21 protein-coding genes are annotated in these 20,170 nt (G+C 42.0%); 2 read left to right on the top strand and 19 right to left on the bottom strand.

All coding sequences use genetic code 11. The annotated features are described in order from the left end of the window. Nucleotides 1-31 precede the first annotated feature (31 nt). From R2B72_RS07325 to R2B72_RS07390, 14 genes are all read right to left on the bottom strand, one after another. Nucleotides 32-781: a hypothetical protein gene (locus R2B72_RS07325; RefSeq protein WP_318615791.1), complete on the bottom strand. Its 750-nt coding sequence runs from the start codon at nucleotides 779-781 to the stop codon at nucleotides 32-34. Nucleotides 782-1,247: 466 nt separating this feature from the next. After that, nucleotides 1,248-1,361 (bottom strand): flagellin, encoded by a 114-nt coding sequence (locus R2B72_RS07330; RefSeq protein WP_412177805.1) that lies wholly within the window; start codon nucleotides 1,359-1,361, stop codon nucleotides 1,248-1,250. Nucleotides 1,362-1,705: 344 nt separating this feature from the next. Beyond that, nucleotides 1,706-4,357: a flagellin gene (locus R2B72_RS07335; RefSeq protein WP_318615792.1), complete on the bottom strand. Its 2,652-nt coding sequence runs from the start codon at nucleotides 4,355-4,357 to the stop codon at nucleotides 1,706-1,708. 221 nt (nucleotides 4,358-4,578) lie between these two features. Further along, entirely contained in the window at nucleotides 4,579-4,800 is a 222-nt protein-coding gene (gene csrA / locus R2B72_RS07340) for a carbon storage regulator CsrA (protein ID WP_318615793.1), read from the bottom strand. 4 nt (nucleotides 4,801-4,804) lie between these two features. Further along, nucleotides 4,805-5,248 carry a flagellar assembly protein FliW gene (gene fliW / locus R2B72_RS07345; RefSeq protein WP_318615794.1) on the bottom strand — a complete coding sequence of 148 codons (444 nt, stop codon included), beginning with the start codon at nucleotides 5,246-5,248 and terminating at the stop codon, nucleotides 4,805-4,807. Between the two features lie 27 nt (nucleotides 5,249-5,275). Beyond that, nucleotides 5,276-5,830, bottom strand: a complete 555-nt coding sequence (locus tag R2B72_RS07350) for a DUF6470 family protein (protein WP_318615795.1) — start codon at nucleotides 5,828-5,830, stop codon at nucleotides 5,276-5,278. 67 nt (nucleotides 5,831-5,897) lie between these two features. Then, complete coding sequence (gene flgL / locus R2B72_RS07355) at nucleotides 5,898-6,752, bottom strand: flagellar hook-associated protein FlgL (RefSeq protein ID WP_318615796.1); 855 nt, start codon at nucleotides 6,750-6,752, stop codon at nucleotides 5,898-5,900. A 15-nt stretch (nucleotides 6,753-6,767) separates the two neighbouring features. Continuing rightward, nucleotides 6,768-8,360, bottom strand: coding sequence for a flagellar hook-associated protein FlgK (flgK, locus tag R2B72_RS07360; RefSeq protein WP_318615797.1), 1,593 nt, complete (start codon nucleotides 8,358-8,360; stop codon nucleotides 6,768-6,770). Between the two features lie 16 nt (nucleotides 8,361-8,376). Continuing rightward, the gene (locus R2B72_RS07365) at nucleotides 8,377-8,874 is read right to left on the bottom strand and encodes a flagellar protein FlgN (RefSeq protein WP_318615798.1); all 498 of its coding nucleotides are present in this window, start codon (nucleotides 8,872-8,874) and stop codon (nucleotides 8,377-8,379) included. A gap of 25 nt (nucleotides 8,875-8,899) precedes the next feature. Beyond that, nucleotides 8,900-9,163, bottom strand: coding sequence for a flagellar biosynthesis anti-sigma factor FlgM (gene flgM / locus R2B72_RS07370; RefSeq protein WP_318615799.1), 264 nt, complete (start codon nucleotides 9,161-9,163; stop codon nucleotides 8,900-8,902). 142 nt (nucleotides 9,164-9,305) lie between these two features. Beyond that, a complete protein-coding gene (locus tag R2B72_RS07375; RefSeq protein WP_318615800.1) occupies nucleotides 9,306-9,722 on the bottom strand; it encodes a TIGR03826 family flagellar region protein in 417 nt (138 codons plus the stop codon). A gap of 21 nt (nucleotides 9,723-9,743) precedes the next feature. Beyond that, entirely contained in the window at nucleotides 9,744-10,352 is a 609-nt protein-coding gene (locus R2B72_RS07380; RefSeq protein WP_318615801.1) for a ComF family protein, read from the bottom strand. Then, nucleotides 10,349-11,713: a DEAD/DEAH box helicase gene (locus R2B72_RS07385; protein ID WP_318615802.1), complete on the bottom strand. Its 1,365-nt coding sequence runs from the start codon at nucleotides 11,711-11,713 to the stop codon at nucleotides 10,349-10,351. The genes R2B72_RS07380 and R2B72_RS07385 overlap by 4 nt, the downstream gene beginning before the upstream one ends. Nucleotides 11,714-11,733: 20 nt before the next feature. Continuing rightward, nucleotides 11,734-12,579, bottom strand: coding sequence for a DegV family protein (locus tag R2B72_RS07390; RefSeq protein ID WP_318615803.1), 846 nt, complete (start codon nucleotides 12,577-12,579; stop codon nucleotides 11,734-11,736). Nucleotides 12,580-12,776: 197 nt separating this feature from the next. Between R2B72_RS07390 and R2B72_RS07395 the strand changes: the two genes are divergently transcribed. Beyond that, nucleotides 12,777-13,757, top strand: a complete 981-nt coding sequence (locus tag R2B72_RS07395; RefSeq protein ID WP_318615805.1) for a nuclease-related domain-containing protein — start codon at nucleotides 12,777-12,779, stop codon at nucleotides 13,755-13,757. Nucleotides 13,758-14,487: 730 nt separating this feature from the next. On the opposite strand, the gene R2B72_RS07400 is transcribed toward R2B72_RS07395, so the two are convergent. Then, nucleotides 14,488-15,723, bottom strand: a complete 1,236-nt coding sequence (locus R2B72_RS07400) for an EAL and HDOD domain-containing protein (RefSeq protein WP_318615806.1) — start codon at nucleotides 15,721-15,723, stop codon at nucleotides 14,488-14,490. Between the two features lie 145 nt (nucleotides 15,724-15,868). On the opposite strand from R2B72_RS07400, the gene R2B72_RS07405 reads away from it, so the two are divergent. Then, nucleotides 15,869-16,645: an enoyl-CoA hydratase-related protein gene (locus R2B72_RS07405; protein WP_318615807.1), complete on the top strand. Its 777-nt coding sequence runs from the start codon at nucleotides 15,869-15,871 to the stop codon at nucleotides 16,643-16,645. A gap of 53 nt (nucleotides 16,646-16,698) precedes the next feature. Here the strand turns inward: R2B72_RS07405 and R2B72_RS07410 are convergent, their stop codons facing one another. The 4 genes from R2B72_RS07410 to R2B72_RS07425 all read right to left on the bottom strand — a co-directional run bounded on the left by R2B72_RS07410 (nucleotide 16,699) and on the right by R2B72_RS07425 (nucleotide 19,814). Next, nucleotides 16,699-16,986 carry a late competence development ComFB family protein gene (locus R2B72_RS07410; protein WP_318615808.1) on the bottom strand — a complete coding sequence of 96 codons (288 nt, stop codon included), beginning with the start codon at nucleotides 16,984-16,986 and terminating at the stop codon, nucleotides 16,699-16,701. Nucleotides 16,987-17,050: 64 nt separating this feature from the next. Continuing rightward, a complete protein-coding gene (locus R2B72_RS07415; protein ID WP_318615809.1) occupies nucleotides 17,051-17,371 on the bottom strand; it encodes a hypothetical protein in 321 nt (106 codons plus the stop codon). Between the two features lie 311 nt (nucleotides 17,372-17,682). Continuing rightward, complete coding sequence (locus tag R2B72_RS07420; protein WP_318615810.1) at nucleotides 17,683-18,672, bottom strand: ABC transporter substrate-binding protein; 990 nt, start codon at nucleotides 18,670-18,672, stop codon at nucleotides 17,683-17,685. A gap of 83 nt (nucleotides 18,673-18,755) precedes the next feature. Then, a complete protein-coding gene (locus R2B72_RS07425) occupies nucleotides 18,756-19,814 on the bottom strand; it encodes an NAD(P)/FAD-dependent oxidoreductase (protein WP_318615811.1) in 1,059 nt (352 codons plus the stop codon). Nucleotides 19,815-20,170: the final 356 nt, after the last annotated feature.

Below are 20,170 nucleotides of genomic sequence, written 5' to 3' on the forward strand. Positions count from 1 at the left end.
CCAAAATCATTGAGATATCTGTCCAAGCGCCTTAATAGCCATTACAAAGACATACTCTAAACATAGCGTGTATACCGGATAGATACTCAACCAACTTCCTCATATCTTCCGCAAGTTCCTTCAAAGGCATTTCTCTCATACCTTTATGCGCTTCAACTGCTTCTCCCGAATCTGGGTTTATAATAACAAAAAACGATGATGGCTTTTTAATGTCAATATGATTTTGAAGATCCTGTATTTCAATCTTTTTATTATAATTTTTTTCCGATTCCTTAGTGTTTTGAATTGATTCACCAAGATTAGAGTACCTGAAATACGTGCTACCATCATCATATTTCTTAATATGGTCAACTATCCTTCTATTATCAGGGTTTATAATCACTGATAGTTCCTGTGATGCTTCTTCTCTTAGCCTATATTCATGTTCTCTAACTAGTTTTTCTAAATATTCATATAACGTGGAAATAAAATGACTGCTAGTCATCTTATTCCACTTCCTTTTTCCATTGGGATCCTCATATAAGATAAAAGGCTCTCTTGAATCAAAAGGGACAGCCCCATCCTTGTAATCCAATTTTAATTTTTTATGAATGATAACGATTAGAGATTTTAAATAAAGCTCAATAGAATGTCTGTATAAGTAGAGGTTAGGTAATAAGCCAATTGTATTTCTGTCAGGATTATTTTCCCACAAGTAATTAGCTGTACTATGAAAGTTCGACGCATTCAATCCGAAACCAAAATCTATATGAGTATTTGGATCAGTAAACATATATTTCATTGAACAATCCCCCATCTTTTTTTGTATTATCTACAATTAAATAGAAAGGGACCCTAGCAAAACTAGAGTCCCTTTCAAATAATTTAATATTAACGAAGAAGTTGTAGAACCCCTTGTGGTTGTTGGTTGGCTTGCTATGCCTCCATGTCTTTCAATCATGGTATAGACTATATCTTCACCCACAGCATGATCTGTTTGGGGCTGGGCGCTTCGGACGGCGTTGCTTGTCCTACGGATTTCATCGTCATAGCAGTTGCCTTAGACGGTATATCCTAGTCGTTGAACCTTCTCCAGGGTTTCCCCACAGGAGCTTGGCTGCTGATTGTCCATTGTTTCATCCTCATCATTTTCAGACCATCACGCTGACCGTTTCCAGTTACGTTGTGGTTGATGGGGCTTTAGGAAGTTCCAGCAATTCACCCAGTTGTACTCTTATCCGTTACCCGATAAGACGCCCTTCGAATCATTATCTCAAGAGTTGTAAGACACCTTGAGGTATTTGATTGGATTGAGCCAACATTGCTTGTGCTGCTTGAGAAAGAATTGAATTCTTCGTTTGCTCCATCATTTCTTTCGCCATCGTGCGAACATTAGCTTTCACTAATGACTAGACTATATCTTCACCCTTCGATTTCTCGATAGGGGTCGGGCGCTTTGGATTCACAATGCTGATGGACATTGTTTCACCTATGGATTTCATCATCATAGCAATAGCCTTAGATGGTCTATCCTAGTCGTTGGACGTTCTCCACTCTTTCAAGACAGGAGCTTCGCTGCTGATTGCCCAATCTTTTCTTTTTTCGAACCGTCACGCCTGTCGTTTCCAACTACGTTGTGGCAAGAAAAGCTCTAAGGGTTTTCCAGCAATTCACCCGATCATACTCTCTAGCCGTTACCAGCTAGGACGACTGTGCTTGTTACTGCTTAGGCAGCTAAAGCATAATCAACGTCACGGATACGTGATTCCGCGGCTGTTAGGTTTTCTGAAGATGTACCTAGGTTATTGATTGTGTGATCTAATCTATTTTGGAAAGCACCTAATTTAGATCTTTCACCTGATACTGCAGCGATTGCATCATCTAAAACACTTAGTGCTGCTGTTGCCTTTTCGTGTGTAGAAATGTCTAATGCATATTCACTATTATTATTTTCAGTTCCATTTGTAACACTTGCAGTGCTAACATATGATGCAACTTTTCCGTCTTTTGCAGTTACATTTGCTCCTGACTCATTTGCATCACCACTGATTTTAAGTGCCGCACTTCTCATGTCATTAACATCAATGTTTATACTTTGGCCTGCATTTGCCCCAATTTGTAATTTTAACCCTTCATCAACAGCGTCTGAACCTACAACATTTTGTGCGCCTTGATCAGTTGTTAATTTAAGCGTCTTTGCCAAATCATCGGCAGTAATTGACACAGTTCCGTTTGAACCTTCAGAACCAGAGGATATTTCAAATTTCCCATCAACATAGCTAACACTAGCATTTGCAAGATCTGTATGCGACGCTCTGATTTGAGTTTGAAGATCAGACGCTAAGCCACCCGGCGTATAAGAACCCGCCGTTATATTGATGTTTACATTATGACCATCTATACTAATTGTCCCCGTATTATTTGCATTTTGTCCTTGTTCTAATGTTGCAGAACTCACACCTAATGATCCAGAAGCAGTTCCAGTAATTGCTCCCATAGTACTCTGATCACCTGTTAGACTATTTTTAATGACAAGCTTATCATTCTCAATAGTTGCAAGTACATTTCCCGTTCCGAATGCAGAATCTAGCTTTCCATTAAGATCTGTAAGGAACGTTGTTTTATCACCAGCATTCGTTAAATCATAGTCACCATTTGCTAAAGTAACTGACTTAGTTACACCACCAATGGTAAGCGTTAATTCATTATTTCCTGCACCTTCTGTTCCTGCAGTGAAGTTTGTACCTACCAATGCAGCAGCCCCACCGCCATCAATAGTGAACGTATCGGTATCATTTGCAGTGCTAAATTGAATCTTGTTATCGGCATCAAACTTAACATCTACTGTTGCAAAATCTCCACCTAGGGCCTGAATTTTAGCTTTGATATCGGCTAAAAAATCATCGGCTGAATCGTCGCCACCTGCACTATAATTTTTAACATCAAGGGACACTGTTTTTGTACTACCATTCAATGTAACCGTCAATTGATTATTCTCCGTACCTTGTGAATGTGTTGCGTTTCCTCCATCAAGCCCAAGAGCCGCAGCCGCGCTACCAGAAATGTCAGTAATCGTACTTGAAGTACCTTTAGAAGCATTCGTTAGCACTAACTTATCGTCTGCATCAAAACTTGCCGTCACATTCCCCGGTCCAAAAGCAGCATCAAGTTTAGTGTTAAGGTCCGTTAAGAATTCATCCTGATCATCCCCTGCACCCCCAGATTGCGTAAGATCATATGTGGCATTAGCTAATGTAATTGTTTTAGTTGTACCGCCAATATTTAATGTTAACTCGTTATTTGCTGTCTTTGTTGCATTTTGTAATGTATCGGTTGGGGCTGCAAGCAAATGTTCACTAACCAATCCTCCACCGTTAATCGCTAATGTACTACTATTTGCATCAGTAGCATTAATAGATATTTTACCATCTGAACCAAACGCTACAGTGATATCAGATGCATTTCCATCTGCAGCAGCTGCCGTTTGCATAGCAGTTTGTAAGTCCGCTGCAAATTTAGCAGCACCATTAGCTGCAGTACCATCATAATCATGTGCAGCAAGTGTTGCAGTATAAGTACTTCCGTTAAATGTAAATTGAATTTCATTATTACCAGCTGCTACATCGGGACCTTCAAACTCTCCAGGTGCACCTGCAGTCGTATAAGCTTTAGTTCCTGTGATGGAAGTACCCGAGAAAGAAGAAATTTCAGCAGCTGAATCTGTACGTTTAGCACCCGTTACGGTTGCAGCTGTCAACTCAATTTTAGGTCCTTTATCGGCTGTTGAATGATCAGCATAAGTAACATCCCCGGTTACAGTCTTACCACCTACCTCTGAAATGCTGACATTTGATAAAGCTGAACCTGTTGCCTTTGCATTCTTAGCTGTATCAATAATTTCGACATTACCAGCAACTGATCCACCACTAACTTTAGCTGTTGTAGAGTTTTTAACATTTAGCTCTCCACTAAGTAAGTTTTTAGTGTTAAATTGTGTAGTATTACCAATACGATTAATTTCAGACGTTAATTGGTTGACCTCTTTTTGAATTTCTCCACGATCTGAATCTGTATTCGTGTCGTTAGCTGCCTGGTTAGCAAGCTCACGCATACGTTGAAGAATATCATGTGTCTCGCTTAACGCGCCTTCAGCTGTTTGAATCATTGAGATACCATCCTGCGCATTCTTAGATGCCTGATCCAACCCACGAATTTGTCCACGCATTTTCTCGGAAATTGCAAGACCGGCTGCATCGTCACCCGCACGGTTAATACGAAGACCCGAAGCTAGTTTTTCCATTGACTTACCTTGTGCACTTGTTGCTGAGCCTAGTTGACGGTGCGTGTTAAGCGCCGCGATGTTGTGATTAATTCTCATTTTAATTTCCTCCTTGAATGTGTTGCTCACGTCCTTGTGAGCACATTTTTTATACCGAGGAGACCGGGCCGGCCGGACCCCGTTTTCCTCGCTACAATACTATTATCGGATTGTCTTTTAGAATGTTTAATAGAAATGTTTATTTTTTAAAATGGGTGCCAGTTGCTGCCACAATTCGAAGTTCGTGAATTGTGGCGGTAACTGGCACCCGGGATTGAAGTTTATTTTTTTTCGTGTTTGAGAAAATCTATGAAATTGTCTATTTTTACGGCTTCTGTGTTGGACTCTGATATTTCTTTTCTTAGTTCGCCACGTAAAATGGTGATGTTTTTGGGTGCTTTGATGGCAATTCTGACTTGGTCGCCTTTTATTTCACTAATGGTAATTTCAGTTTGATCATCAAGCCAAATGGATTCACCTTTTTTTCGAGATAGTACGAGCATTCCGTCACCCCTTGGCTTTCTGCAAGTTGGTTTCGATGGAATATCTGATTGGATAGTCCGCGTTTTCCAAAATGCATTGTTTTGCTTTTCTGGATTTTGTGTTGATGATGATAGGTGCTTTTAAATTTACGGTTGAAGTATTGAAGGGTTCTTTGACGGTAACGATTGTTAAGACGATTATATCTTTTTCGGATTCTATGTTGAGGGCTTCAACTGTTGATTCATCCAAATTGAAATTATATTCATCTGTGAATAAATAGGGATTGGCAGTTATAAAACCTACTTCTTTCGAATTTATGGACTGAAGGATCTGATAAACTTCATTTCCTTCTATTGGAAGTAAAATGAAGTTTTTTTCGTTTTCGAAGCCTGGCATTCCATTGTCGAATGTTAGGATTTCGGATTCGGATGCTTCTGTTTCTCCTAGGATTATGGATTGGATTTTCATGGTTTTTTCTCCTTTAGCGGGATGCAGTTAAATTTTCCAGTCTATTTGAGTGGATGGTTTTTGGAGTAACTCGATTGATACTTTTCCTGGTGTGTATGTATGCATCGTCTTGTTCGCTGAGCTTTTATTAATTACTTGTTGTGGCTCAACTCGGATATCCACATTACCTGGCTCAAAGGAAACTTTAACACTGCCATAGGATGGGATGAATTTGACGTTTAAGCTGCTATAGGGTTGCCTAAATGCTCTGTCAGCAAATGAATGCATTGGATTTCCGCCATTTTCAATCTTCATAAGTTCATTGCCGTCTTCTGCACGGCGCGCGATTCCATTGGAGGCTTCTGAACGGGCATACTGGGCAACTTCTTCTGTACGGCGGGCAGAACTCATTAAGTCCATATCTACTCGGGCTTCTGTTGTATCTATTGATAATCTTGATTTTGTTGTATTGATTGTCATGTCAGCTTGTGGTTGTTGGAGATCTAGTGTTGCTGTTGGTTGTTCGATTTGTTGTTTCGGTTGTTGTGTCGTCAATCCTAGAAGTGCTTTTGTTGTTGTTACTTGGAGTTGCGGGATGTTCATTATGGGTCACCTTCTAAAGAAAGCGTTTGGAGGTTGTCCAAACGCTTTCAGAGTTTTGTATTGGTGCTTATCGTAAGAAGTCTACTAAAGACGGCTGGATAATACGTGAACCAACGGAAAGTGCGGCACGATGGATTGATTCTTGTGTGATCATTTCAGTGATTACTTTTTCGTAATCGATATCTTCGTTTTCACTCATTTGTTTTTTTGCAGCGGCTTCTTGGGATTCTAGGCGGTTGCCCATCATTTCAACGCGGTTTTGACGTGCACCGATGTTGGCTCTTGTTGTTAGTACTTCGTCCATATTGGCATCGATTTTTGCAATTGCGGCGCTGAAGTCTGTGTCGGGGCCAAACTCGTTAAATACTTCATCAATGTCTTTAAAAAGCTTCGTTACATCCGTATTGACTATCATCATGACTCCATCAAACACTTCAATTTCTACTTTCTCCGAAAATGCAGCATCCGGTTCATAATCAGTGCCATTATGGAAAGGTTTTGCCGTTTTGGTACCGCTGAAAATATACTTATCCCCTACTTTTGTATTTGCCAAGTTTTGAATATGCTCGCGTAATTGATCGAGTTCACTTTGAACCTTTTTTTTATCTTCAGGTGTCATTGTTCCATTCGCCGCACTTGTAACAAGTTCTCTGGCACGATGCATCGCCTGTCCGACTTTGTCGAGCGCATCGTCTGAGCTATCAAGCCAGTTGTTTACCTCACCTAGATTTTCTTGGTACTGGGCAACTTTGTCGACAGTCATCCGATAGCCCATGCCTTTCATAGCGACAACGGGGTTATCGGATGGACGATTTACTTTTTTACCAGTTGTAATTTGATCTTGTAGCTTCCCCATTTTATTGTAGCTCGTAGAAACATTCCGGAGCATATTGTTAGAAAGCATCGATTGTGTAACGCGCATTTAAGTTCCTCCTTCTTACCTTCCGACAACTCCCATGCCGTTGATAATCTTCTCTAGTGTTTCATCGACAACGGTAATCATACGTGCCGATGCATTATAGGCTTGCTGGAATCGAATCATATCCGTCATTTCTTCGTCGAGTGAGACGGAGCTAATAGATGCACGGCGTTGTTCAACTGCTCCTAGTAATGTTGCTGTGTTGAAAGCAAGTCGCTCGGCTTGTTGGCCATCTACACCTAATTTTCCGACAAGACCTTGGAAGTGACTTTGGATTGTTGCGCCACCTGATAATATTTTAGAAAATTGCATATTTGAAAGATTTAATGCATTTTTACCATTCCCCTCTTCACCATCACCACTACCTATTCCGCCAAGTGGAGGGGTAACTGGCGTTGAGTCTGACGCTGCAATCAATCCCGGATTATCAATGATGTCCTTACTGACATAGATATTACTGGCATCAATAACAGTTCCGTCATTTGTTTTGATAACAAAGAATTCTTTCCCCAGATTCCCATCAAGATCTGTACCACCTGGATATTTAGTAGGATTTGCGGGATCACCAGCATGAATTCTATTGAACTCTGCTGCAAATTCTCTTGCCATCTCATTCAATTTTTCAATCATATCTGGATAGAGACCTTTTTCCCCTGCCCCCATTCCTTCGTCATAGCCATATGAATCAACAAGCGACCTCATCGTTCCGCTTCCTAACATATCTTTTATGTCGAGTGTTACTCCGCCAAATTTAAAACCAGTAACTGCACCGTCTGGGTTGCCGTCAGCATCTGGTGTTTTGACCGATGCAACAGACATTTTAGAAACACTAGTGCCATTGACAACTTCTACCGCTGTACCTTTTGTTTTAATCTTCACGATAACTGCACCTTCAGCAATGGCTAGTGCACGTCCGCCTGATTTTACATATTCCGTTTCGATTGGAACAATGGCTGATAGCTGATCCAATAATGCATCGCGCGCATCATACAAATCATTCGGCAAATAGCCGTTTGGTTCAACCTTTGTGATTTGCTCATTTAAGTTCGCAATTTGTTGTAGGATTGAATTGACATCTTTTGTTGTGATAGCAATTTCTTTGCCCAAGTTTGTTTGGATTTCCGTCAATGATTTATGCATATAGTTGAAGGAATCCGCTACTGCTATCCCACGCTGGACAGCAACTCCACGTGCACCACTGTTTTCTGGGTTGGCAGATAAAGTTTGTAGTGACGACCAGAATTCACTTAGTGATTTTTGCAAGCCATACTGGGAAGGTTCGTTTAAAACGTCTTCCATTTGCGTAATTGCCTTGGATGTTGTATCCCAATAACCCAGTTTCGTAGATTCTTGTCTATATTGGTGGTCGACGAAAGAGTCTCGGACTCGCTGGACAGAGTTAGCTTGGACACCTGTTCCGAGGAATCCGGGCATTGTGCCAGTGTTTAGCCCGACGCCGGGGAATCCCGCCGTTGCTTCCATATTAACGCGTTGGCGTGAGTAGCCGAGTGTGTTAGCGTTACTGATGTTATGTCCTGTTGTATAGAGTGCGGATTGTTGTGTGAACAGGCCGCGTTTACTTGTTTCTAATCCCATAAATGATGAGCGCATGGTAGGGTGTTCCTCCTTAAGCTTGTGAGTCGAAAGAGACTTGTTCTTTCGATACTTTTTGTCCGCTGATTTCTGTTTTTGAGTAGTTAGTCGAGTCTGGGCGCGGGCGGACCATGTCCAGCGATAGATTCACGAACTGAAGAGACTGGTAGGTCAGCTTCTGGTTCAAATCGTTTTGCCATTTCAAGTCATGAATCGCATGCAGGAGACGGTCCCTCGCCTCCACAAGGCTTTGCTTGTCCGCTTCTGGTGTGGTTTTCAGCAAATCAGCGATAGTTGGATTCGCTGGTACTGATCGTCCTTGATCAGTTAAATAGTGCGCTACTTCCCGCTGCCTCAGACCTTCCATTTGCAGGATGGCAGCCAAATGGGATTGCTCTTCTTTCAGCAATTGGTCGAGTCCTTCCATGTCCCCGCTTTTGATGACCGCTGTCTTGTCATGAGCAATCCGCAACAAGCTTCTATGCAGTTTTCCCAGATTGTCGAGTGACGTCAAGATCGTTGTAATGGACATGTTTTTGGCCTGCTTTCATTCTTTTTTACGGTTTATAATACTTCGCTAGTTTGGAAGCGAGCTGTTCGGCATCTACTTTGTATGTGCCTGATTCGACTGCTGCTTTTAGTTGCTCTACACGCTCTTTGCGTTCGATGGTAAAGGGTGAAACTTCGGATAGTTGTTTCGCTTCGGATGAAATTTCGAGTTTGTCCGTTAGCATCTTTGATTTTTTTTCTAGCTGTTCAGCTTTTACCTGATTTGTTTTGTATGGATTAATGGCAGGGATAGTAAACTTTTGGATTTTCATTTGATCTCGCTCCTTTCGTTGACACTTTATTGTATAGCTTATGCGGTTTGTATTACCTTATTCTTTATTTCGGCATAAGTTCGTGAAGGTTTAGGGTCTTTCGTATGAAAAACCGGTTAGTCCGAAAACTACCGGTTCATTATCATCTTGATCTGCGATCTGAAAAGTATGTTGCCCTGTCTTTTTCTACGATGGCTTCCCTGAATTCTGTCACAGCTTCAAATATTTTCAAATCGTTCTGGATATTCGTCGCACAGCTTTCACATAGCTTTCCTTTGCTCGTCAGTTTCCCACAGCCATCACATGGATAGCCAAGGTTAGGGAACATTGCAGGTTGCAGTCTTCCTTTACGCACCCATTTGTATAGCAATGATTCGATGACACCTGTTGCTTCGACAATCCGTTCGATTGTTGCCGCTCGATTTTCACGTTTTCTAAGGAAGCGATAAACTTCTTCATAGATTTTTTCTTCGCTCATTGCGCACTTCGAACATACATCACGCACACCTGTATAGTTAAAAAACTCGCCACATGTTGGGCAATTTCGTAGTTCTGCCATTATTTCCATCTCCTCATTAAGTTATCGTTCGGCACGGATTAGTGTAATTGCTTCGACGCGCGTTGCACCTGCTTCCTTTAAGACAGTTGCTGCATGGCAGAGCGTTGTGCCGGTTGTATAAATATCGTCTACTAGTATGTACGTACTTGGTAGAATGGTGGTTCCCTTTTTTACTGCAAATAAAGGTTTCATCGCAAGACGTTGTGCTTTCGATTTTTCGCCCATTGCCACTGTATCTAGTTTTTCGAGTAGATGCATATAGGGAATGCGCGCGCTTGTTAGCAGTTCATCTACATGGGCAAAGGTCCGTTGAATCTTTTTTTCGGGATGCATGGGAATCGGGACGATGATGGCATCTCCTATTAAAGAGGTGCGCAATTCATCGGCAAAGACTTCTGCCAATCGAATGTCTTGGAGAAATTTGAATTGGTGTAAGTACTCGCGCATCGCTTCGTTATAGCTGTATAGCGATGTAATTCGGTCGAGTATGTCACTCTCTTCTTTATTATCGGCACGCTGAAACTTTTTTGAACAATCTGGGCAAATGTTAGTTTGTTTTTCGAGTCCAAGCAGTGCTTGCCATGATGGTGTGGAGGCGATGGCTTGTTGACAGAGAAGGCATTCGTTCATATGCGGATTTCTCCTTTATTGAGCTGAATAATATCGTTTTTTGCTGCGTCCATGGCGTAGGTGATGCCGTGATGGAAGAGGACAAAGTCACCCGTTGGATAGTGCACTGAACGCCCAACACGACCGCCGATTTGGATGAGTGCGCCTTTGTTGAAAATTAGTTGCTCCGCCCCAACGACGGCGACTTGAACGTTAGGGATGGTGATGCCGCGTTCTAGAATTGTTGTGGTGAGCAGGCCTGGAATTTTATGATCGCGCAGCGCTTGGACATGTTCTTTACGGTCGGGATGCGCGGCATGGACTGCGTGAATGCGCGTATCGAGCTGTTGAAATAAAGGCTCAGCCGCCTCCATGAGTGCGATAGTATGGAAGAAAATTAGAAACGGTTTTTGTTGGGTTAGGCATTGGGTTGTCCAAGTGATGAGTTTTTTAGGTAGTATTCCTTTTTGAATATGCTTGGTGTAATTCCATAAGGTGCTATACCGAGGGACGGGTAGTGGATGGCCATGGTAGCGTCTGTTGATGGTAGAAACTTGGCCGCTACGTTTGATGTCTGCAAGTAGTTTGTCCGATGGTGTAGCTGTGACAAAATGAATGGGTGCACTGGGTTTTGCCGCTTTACGGACGGCCCTTTGCAGCGTTTCATCCGCTGTGTAAGGAAAGGCATCGGCTTCATCGACAAAAATGGCGTCGAATGCGTGCCGGAATCGATAGAGTTGGTGTGTTGTTGCGAGAATGAGTTGGGGGGCTGCTGTTGTAGACTCTGCGCCTCCGTATAATGCTTCGATTGCGGTTTGCGGGAATGCTGCGCGCAGGCGTGGTTCGAGTTCTAGGATGACATCGACGCGCGGAGCTGCCAGGCAAACGCGTTTGCCTTCTAGTAAGAGTTTGTGGATAGGTTGAAATAGAATTTCTGTTTTTCCAGATCCGCAGACTGCGTAAATGAGGTGTGGAGTGCCTTTGGCGGTACTATTCGTCAGTTCGTCGGATGCCTGCTGTTGGCGCGGGGTTAGTGTGCCTTGCCAGGCGAGTGAATGGTCTGTTGCGTATGTTGGCGGTTCCCCGTTCCAGCTGATGAGTTCGGTGCAAGATGAAACACGACCCATTTTGAGGCAATGTCTGCAATAGGTGCAGGGGCCTTGGCATTTGGCGCAGTTGAATGTTGTGAAGCGCGACGGGTTGTCATTTTCACAGCGATTGCAGAAATGACGCGCTTTGGTGGATGTAATGCCAGGGATAGTCTTAATGTGCTTGGATGAGATGTGGGCATCGATTGTTTCGGTTGGGAATGGTGTGTGCAGCCGGAGCCAAATACGGCCCGTCAGGAAATCCCTGACTGCCGGGTCGAATGTATGGGTCAACTGCAACACCTCCGTTGTATTTATGCTTGTCTTTTCACCCAGCCGAGTCCCATTGCGCCATCGCCTAAATGTGTACCGATGACAGGTCCGAAATGGCTAATGGTGAATTGAACGTCTGGTAATTGTTCGGTTAGTTCCGAAAGCAATGCTTCGGCTCCTTCGGGTTGATTTCCATGGATGATGACCGCTTCTAGCGGCATTTTTGCTGCGTCTTCTGCGAGTAAATCCACGATGCGCTTCATGGCCTTTTTGCGTGTCCGAATCTTTTCGAAGGGGACAATGACTTTTTCGCGGAAATGAAGTAGCGGCTTAACTTGGAGTAGTCCACCAATGAGTGCCTGTGCGCTGGATAATCTGCCGCCCCGCTGGAGGTGCGCAAGATCGTCTACCATGAAATAAGCGCGCAATGTTTGTTTCATTTCAGCGAGTTCCGCCATGATAGCATCTGGCGTTACACCTTGTTGTGCCAGTTGTGCCGCGCGTAGCACGTAAAAACCTTGTGGATAACATGAGATTTCCGAATCGAATGCGTACACATCGATGCCTTCCACCATCTCGCCCGCTTGTCCTGCACCCGCGTACGTACCGCTGATGCCGCTTGATAAATGGATGGAAATGATTGCATCATGCGTTTCTCTTAATGACTCATACAGTTCAACAAATTTGCCAACAGGCGGCTGCGACGTCTTCGGTAACGGACCGTCCCCCCGCACTTTATCATAAAAATCGGTGGTCGTTAGATCGATTTCTTCGTCATACGCTTCCCCATTAAGTGTGACTGTCAGTGGGATCATATGGATATCTAGTTCTTCTCGTAAATGCGTAGGTAAATAAGCCGTGCTATCTGTAACAATTGCTGTTTTCAATGTGGTATCAACTCCTGACTTCTATTCTACCCAAAATGAGGGGAAATGGGAATTGGGAAGTGTGGGATGCGGTGCGTAAACTGGACGACGAATCTTGGAAACTGGGCTACCTAAAGAAATTAAGTTGTAAAACTATTGTCAATTAATATCCTTTCCAGTATAATAAAATAGAATTATCAGTTTTATTAAGAAAGGAGATGGGTCACATAAGTACTACTATTCAACGTAATAAACCTATTCTACTTAAAGGAATACCCCGCCTGATTGCCCGACTTCATCCTGAACATCCAAAATTACCGGTGTTACAAAAACAACTTTATCGAATTGGTGCTGGTTATTCGGGCGAGTGCAACGTGGATTCCTATATTGAGCGTACTCAATTCCCCCAGACAGTGAAAATTTTTACTGATGTACATTTGTGTATTTCCCCAAAATGCACATTTCAGATTGATACTTTGGTTATCGCCGAGCGATATGTTTTGATTGTCGAGGTGAAAAACCTTAAGAATACGGTCCGATTTGTACCAAATCCTCCCCATCTTGAACAAGTACTCGAAACCGGTGACGAAGTGGTTCTCGATTGTCCGGTTTACCAGATTGAAGCGAATAGGTTGAATCTTGATGAATGGTTCCGTCAGCGTGGGATCCATTTGAATACGCTTGGTCTACTTGTTCTCGCAAACCCGAATACAAAGGTTGTGGATGCCCCTGACAACTTCCCTATCATTTACAAAAAGCAAATTCCTTTTTATCTCCAAAAGTTGAAGCCTGCCGAAAAAATTCTTACACCCCATCAAATCAGAGATATAACAAAGCAGATTTATGCCGAACAACAGCAATTTAATCCATTTCCACTTTGCTCCTTTTATCATATAAATCCGGATGATTTGCGAAAGGGGTTATTATGCCGTAATTGTCATGGGCGTCTTCAGCGGAAAAATCGGGAGACTTGGCACTGCCCACGTTGCATAAAAGATGCAGAAGATCCTTATAATGATGCTATTCAAGATTGGTTTATTCTTGTAAAAAATTCGATGACAAATAGCGATTGTCGTATTTTTTTAAGTTTAAAGGACGGAAATGCAGCCCGTTATGTAATATCAAGATCTAGCCTTGTAAAAAAAGGTAAGTCTACGGCAACATTTTATATTTCAGGGGATAAAATCATCCGTCTTTAAAGAAGAGCCGGGAGTCTTTCGAAATAGAAAGGCTCTTTTTACTGTCGAATTAAAAATTGGCATGTGAATTTTGATAACTGTAAGGGCAATCGGGAGAACTGTCATGGCGAATGGGCTAACTGTAAGGGCGACCGGAAACTGCCATGGCAAGTGGACTAACTATAAGGGCGACCGGAAACTGTCATGGCAAGTGGACTAACTGTAAGGGCGACCGGAAACTGTCATGGCAAGTTTTCGAACTGTAAGGGCGATCGGGAGAACTCTCATGGCAAGTGGACTAACTGTAAGGACACTCGGAGACTGTCATGGCGAATGGGCTAACTGTAAGGACGAACTGGAGAACTCTCATGGCAAGTAGATTAACTGTAAGGACGACGGGAGACTGTCATGGCGAATTCGCGAACTGTAAGGGCGAACTAGAGAACTCTCATGGCAAGGGGACTAACTGTAAGGACAACGGGAAACTGTCATGGCAAGTTTGCGAACTGTAAGGGCGAACTAGAGAATTCTCATGGCAAGTGGACTAACTGTAAGGACAACGGGAGACTGTCATGGCGAATTAGCGAACTGTAAGGGCGATCTGGAGAACTCTCATGGCAAGGGGACTAACTGTAAGGACACTTGGAGACTGTCATGGCGAAGTCGCGAACTGTCACGGCAACTCCCTAAACCCTAAGGACAAACTCAAACAACCGCCCACCATAAAAAAATCCAGGTGAGCGGTTTACTTTTATTCTGCAATTTGTGCCCAGCGATAGGCTTCTAAAGAATAAGCACTGAGTTTGGAGTTGGTGATGCCGATTTCCTCGGCAAGTTGCTCGAATTGTTTCCAGTCTAACTGTTCGATCGCCTTTGAAAGTTCGAGTGATAAAGTGATTTCGGTCTGCTCGCCCTTTAATGTTCGTGCGACTACATCGGATAACGGAATCTGTTCCAAAATATCGTCCCAGTCTCGTTTCATGATGACGTTGAGAAATGAAAACATGCCCGCAAGAAAGTATTCGTCTGGATTTTTCTTATCGGCATGTTTTGCCAGTAGTTCGCACATTTTTGCTCGTGTTAAGGAGAAATTGACAAGGGCTTTGATGCGTCCTTTTCCTTGGCCCTCTCCCATTTCGTGCAGCGCAATAATAAGCATCCACTTTTTCGTTTCTTGCAATCCAATGACAACAATCGCCTGTTTGATAGAGCTAATACGTTTCGGCACTTGGAATGCCATCGTGTTGATAAAGCGCAGCAATTTATAGGCCAGCGACATATCACGCATAATAAGGCTTGCAATCTCGTCAATATTCGGTGACTCTTTATTGAATAACTCAATAATTTGAAAGTGGAGACTAACATTTGATGGGATTTCAATTCCCGTGATGATCTCAGGCTTGGCAAAGAAATAGCCTTGAAACAATTGATAGCCTACTGTTTTGGCATGTAAAAATTGTTCTTCTGTTTCAATTTTTTCCGCCAGTAATTGAATGTTGGGATACCTTTTTATAAATCTTTCAATTTCTATCCGTTCATCCTCAGTTGTATGTAGATAATCTACTTTAACAATGTCGACAATTTCAAACAGTACTCTATGTATGAGGTATTGTTCCTGAAGGATAAAGTCATCTAAAGCTATCTTGAAGCCCGCTTCTTTCAATAGCCTCATTTTCGTAAGCAGTGAAGGTGTAATTTCGACATCCTCCAAAACTTCAATGATTATCCGATCGGGATTCAAGCCCGAGAAGATATCCTGCGCAAGTAGTTCGCCTGAAAAATTGATAAATGCAACACTTTTCCCCGCAACCTTTTCAACGCCGATTGATAGGAATGTATTCACAAGCAAGCCGATTGTTGCTATGTCTGAATCAACCCCTGGGAAAAAATTATCATTACTGTTTCTATACAGTAATTCATAGGCAAAGATATCTCCTTGCTGATCCAATATCGGTTGCCTACCTACGAATATATCTATTCCTTTCATGTAACCCACCTCACTTCCAAAATTATATCAAATTTCTTCCACTTCACAACTATTATCACTAGAAAGACATGATTCGAATAGCATCCAATCTTATAAAGTGGTATGTTCTAATTAAGTACATCTATTAAATAGGAGAGATTGGCCTATGGAAAACATTCACTATAAACAAACAGGTCATATTGCTGTTGTAACACTTAACCGACCTGCAGCAATGAATGCGTTTAATTACGATATGTTGGTCGAACTTGGACAGATTACAGAATCCATCCGCATCAATCCCGATATTCGTGTCGTTATTTTTACCAGTTCTGGCGAGCGAGCATTTAGTGTTGGCGCCGATTTGAAGGAACGTAAAATGTTAACGGACTGGCAAGTGAAACGTAATATTTATAAAATTGGTGATGTCTTTACGGCGATTGAAAACTTGCCTCAACCGACAATCGCAATGATAAATGGCTTTGCATTTGGCGGAGGGATGGAGCTGGCACTAGCATGTGATTTCCGTATTGCCGCTGAAACTGCGTTGATGGGACTCACTGAAACTGGGTTGGCAATTATTCCAGGAGCTGGTGGAACGCAGCGATTACCGCGGTTAATTGGCGAAGCGAAGGCGCTTGAACTGATTTTAACGGCTCGGAAATTAACAGCCAGTGAGGCAATTGACTATGGTGTCGTGACGAAAATTGCACCACCAGACAATTTACTTCAAACAACAACAGACTTTGCCGATGCAATCCTTGCAAACGGTCCAATTGCTGTGCAGCAGGCAAAGTTTGCGATTAAACACGGCATGAATGTGGATTTGCAGACTGGCCTCGCCATCGAGCGTAAAGCGTATGAAATGACCATTCCGACAGAAGATCGAATTGAAGCATTGACGGCATTTGCAGAAAAACGGAAACCTATATTTAAAGGGAAATGACAGTGAGGAGAAGGCCATGTGCCCTCTCCTTTTATTTTATATAAAAATCAATACTACTTCGTAGAAGCATGTTCTCCACAACGGGGATTCGACGAGACAATTCCGGCCGCCTTTGTCACAACTAACATGATATTGGTCACACCTTGCCGATCCGCAGTATACGGTGCGCGTACGTAAGGACTGTGCTTCATTTGGACAATATAGTGCGGCGGCAAATTATTCAACGCAATGGCCCTAATATCATCCAGACAACGCTCACATTCACAAGTTAACTGCAATTTCTCTTGATATTTCACAAGAACCTCTGACACAATTTCTTCCATAACATTATGTATAGACATCATTCTGCCTCCAACAGTTTTATATATATATCTTTTCTAACACTATCCAAAAGGACGGGGGCCCCTATTGCTGTTCCCTATGAAAATAGTAATCACTAAGTACAACCGCTAACGCTTCGGTCGTCCGCTGAATGTCATCTAACGTATTATCGACGCCGCCAATTTCAACAATTGCTTCATCTAATGAAGAAGGTAACTCCCCTACCAAATTCACTTTAAAATCGGCGAATGGCTGATCTTTCGTTTCATCCTGTGCAAAAAAGAAAGGGGATAGTAAAACGAATAACAACCAACTTGTGAATAAAGCAGTTGCAACGTAGAGGACAAGTAATAATAATGTCTTTCTCTTCTTTTCCTCCTTGTTCTTCTTTGTTGCTGGCGACATCTGGTCACCTACCTTTGCTATTTTGCTAATTCACCGCTAGCAGCGAGAAATCTGCAGATTTACTGATTTTCTTCATCATACTCTCTCCTCTAGTGCTTCCTCAACTTTTGTTTATTAATATAGGATGGAAATGTGGAAAAGCTTTGCAAAGACAATAAAATACAGTTACCCATAGGTAAAAACCCATGAATAACTGTATTGACTAACAATACTGTGGCGACAGCAATTTCCAACACTTCCAATACTTGCTTCCTGCTTGATACAATGGTTAACCAAACTGAATCATAAGCTACCTAATAAACCATGCATCATTATTGGGAAATCGTCTTTGGCATTTCATCTAATAACCAGTCCAATGTCAACGGGTCATTAAACGCCCATTTACTTTCAACAACATAGGCTTTCCCGTTTTTCACAGCCGGAATTCCCTTCCAAATTGGGCCATTGATGACTTCTTCAATCATTTGCTTCGACTCTTCACTATCGTCTGAAGCAACAAGAAATATTCGATCTCCGGAAAATTCAGGAAGTACCTCGAGTGATATCATTTCCCACAAAGAATCTTTCTTATCTGCGAACATTTCTTCAACCTTCGGAGGCATTGTAAATCCAAGTGCATCATACATAATTGGTCCTAACCGCTGTGGTCCGTATACATAAAGTTGCTTACCTTCATAGATAATGAAAGCGGAAGCCGTTTCACCAGGGGGAATCACAGGCTTGACTTCATTCCGTTTTGCTTCGGCTTTTGCCGTATAATTCGCAATCCATTTTTCTGCATTTTCAGGTTTTCCAATGAGTTCACCTAATGTCTTTAGACGGGAAAACACATCACTGCTATAATCCATTGTCACAGTCGGAGCAATTTTAGACAACGCTTCAAGATCGGAGGATTCCAAAAAATTAGGTACAATAATTAAATCTGGAGAAAGCGCTAAGGTTTTCTCCAAATTCGGAGCTGCACCGTCCCCTCCGATATCTTCAATTCCTTTTAATTGTTCTTCCGTAAGCACTTCACTCGCGTTAATAAAATTCGTACCGATAATTGGTTGATCGATAGCAATCATTTCAGATGCATAATAATGGGCAATAATGCGTTCAGGATTATTAGGCACCTGGACTTCACGTCCCATTGCATCCGTAAACAAACGGGTGGCGGCTTCCTCTTGTTCCGCATCAGCGGTAGATGTCGGCTCTTCTTGCTTTGCATTATTTTGACTCGATAGTTTGTTGGTGCAAGCGACCAGCACTAAAGATAGAAGCATAATAATAAATACTGTGTAAGATAGTTGTTTTTTCACAACTAATGTTCCTCCTTATTTTTAAGGTCAAACTCGCTATACCTAGTTTGACCTACAATCTAATATGCCACAATCAAAATCAGTTAGTTTTTCACTGCATACAAATGCTTCACCAATTCACGATTTTTTTCTTTAAAGATGTCATTATGCGAGGACACCATGCCATGTCCATAAGCTTCCGGAGTGATATACTGTTTCGCTTTGTTGACAGCATTCGCCGCATCCTGAAATGCTCCTGCAATTAAATGAAGCTTGCCTTCATGATGCAAAATATCACCAGCCGCATAGAGTCCAGGGACGGATGTTTCACTCATTGAACTACCTGCAATGCTATATTCATCTACCATTTCTATATTCAGCCCGCTGCTTTCTGTCAGCTCTTTATCACGATCGTACCCATGATTGATAATGACTTCATCCACAGCCAGTTGAATCTTATGACCATCCTCCGTGTTGACTAATTCAATTTTATCGATTGTTTCATGATTATCTGCCGCAATAAGTCTTTCAATAGAAGTGTTCAATAAGCATTCCACTGAACTACTGAATAAGCGTGATACTTCCGCTTCATGCCCTTTTAGCATATCTTTGCGATACGTCAAATAGACTTTTTTCGCAATCGGCTCCAATTCATTCGCCCAGTCAATCGCAGCATTGCCGCCTCCAGAAATCAATACCGTCTTCCCTTTGAAGCGTGCAAGTGATTTGACCGTATAATGCAAATTGGATACTTCAAAACGCTCGGCACCTTCAATCTCCAATTTTGTTGGCTTCAAGATACCTCCGCCTACAGCTAAAATAACTGTTTTAGATAGATGTTGTTGATGCGCAGAAGTATGAATAACAAAATGTCCATTGTCATTTTTATTGACGGATACCACTTTTTCACCTAATACAACCTCAGGATCGAAGGTGAGTCCTTGCTGAATCAATTGCTCCATCAGCTTTTCACCTGTAACAGGTGTCAGACCACCTACATCCCAGATCATTTTCTCTGGATAAACATTCACTTTTCCTCCTAAATAAGGCTGGAACTCAATAATCTTAGTTGTCATTTCCCTCAATCCACTATAAAAAGCAGAATACAGTCCGGCAGGGCCGCCACCAATAATCGTTACATCATATAGCTGCTCCGAATTCATCATAATAACCCCTTTTTACTATGTCATATTTTCTAAACGTCTTTTAATCAGCATGTCTACAAATAAGTCAGTTTGCTTATAAATTAAAATCATTGTATAAATAATTATGTTCATCATGAGAATGAGAATCATTTTCACTTATTAATATTATACGATTACGAAGGAAATGTACAATTATTAATTAGTACAGATTAAAAATGATAACAAACTAATTCTATGTAGGTTTAATTTCCTACCATACAAATCCGTTCTTTTTCTAAGTCCTTTTTAGGAACAGAAAAATCCCTCAGGAATTGACACACTTAAATCATCAATAATTAGGGTGTTTGAATAACCAATTGACACTTGATCTACTA

The organism is Sporosarcina sp. YIM B06819 (genome assembly GCF_033485175.1).
Taxonomy (GTDB): Bacteria; Bacillota; Bacilli; order Bacillales_A; family Planococcaceae; genus Sporosarcina.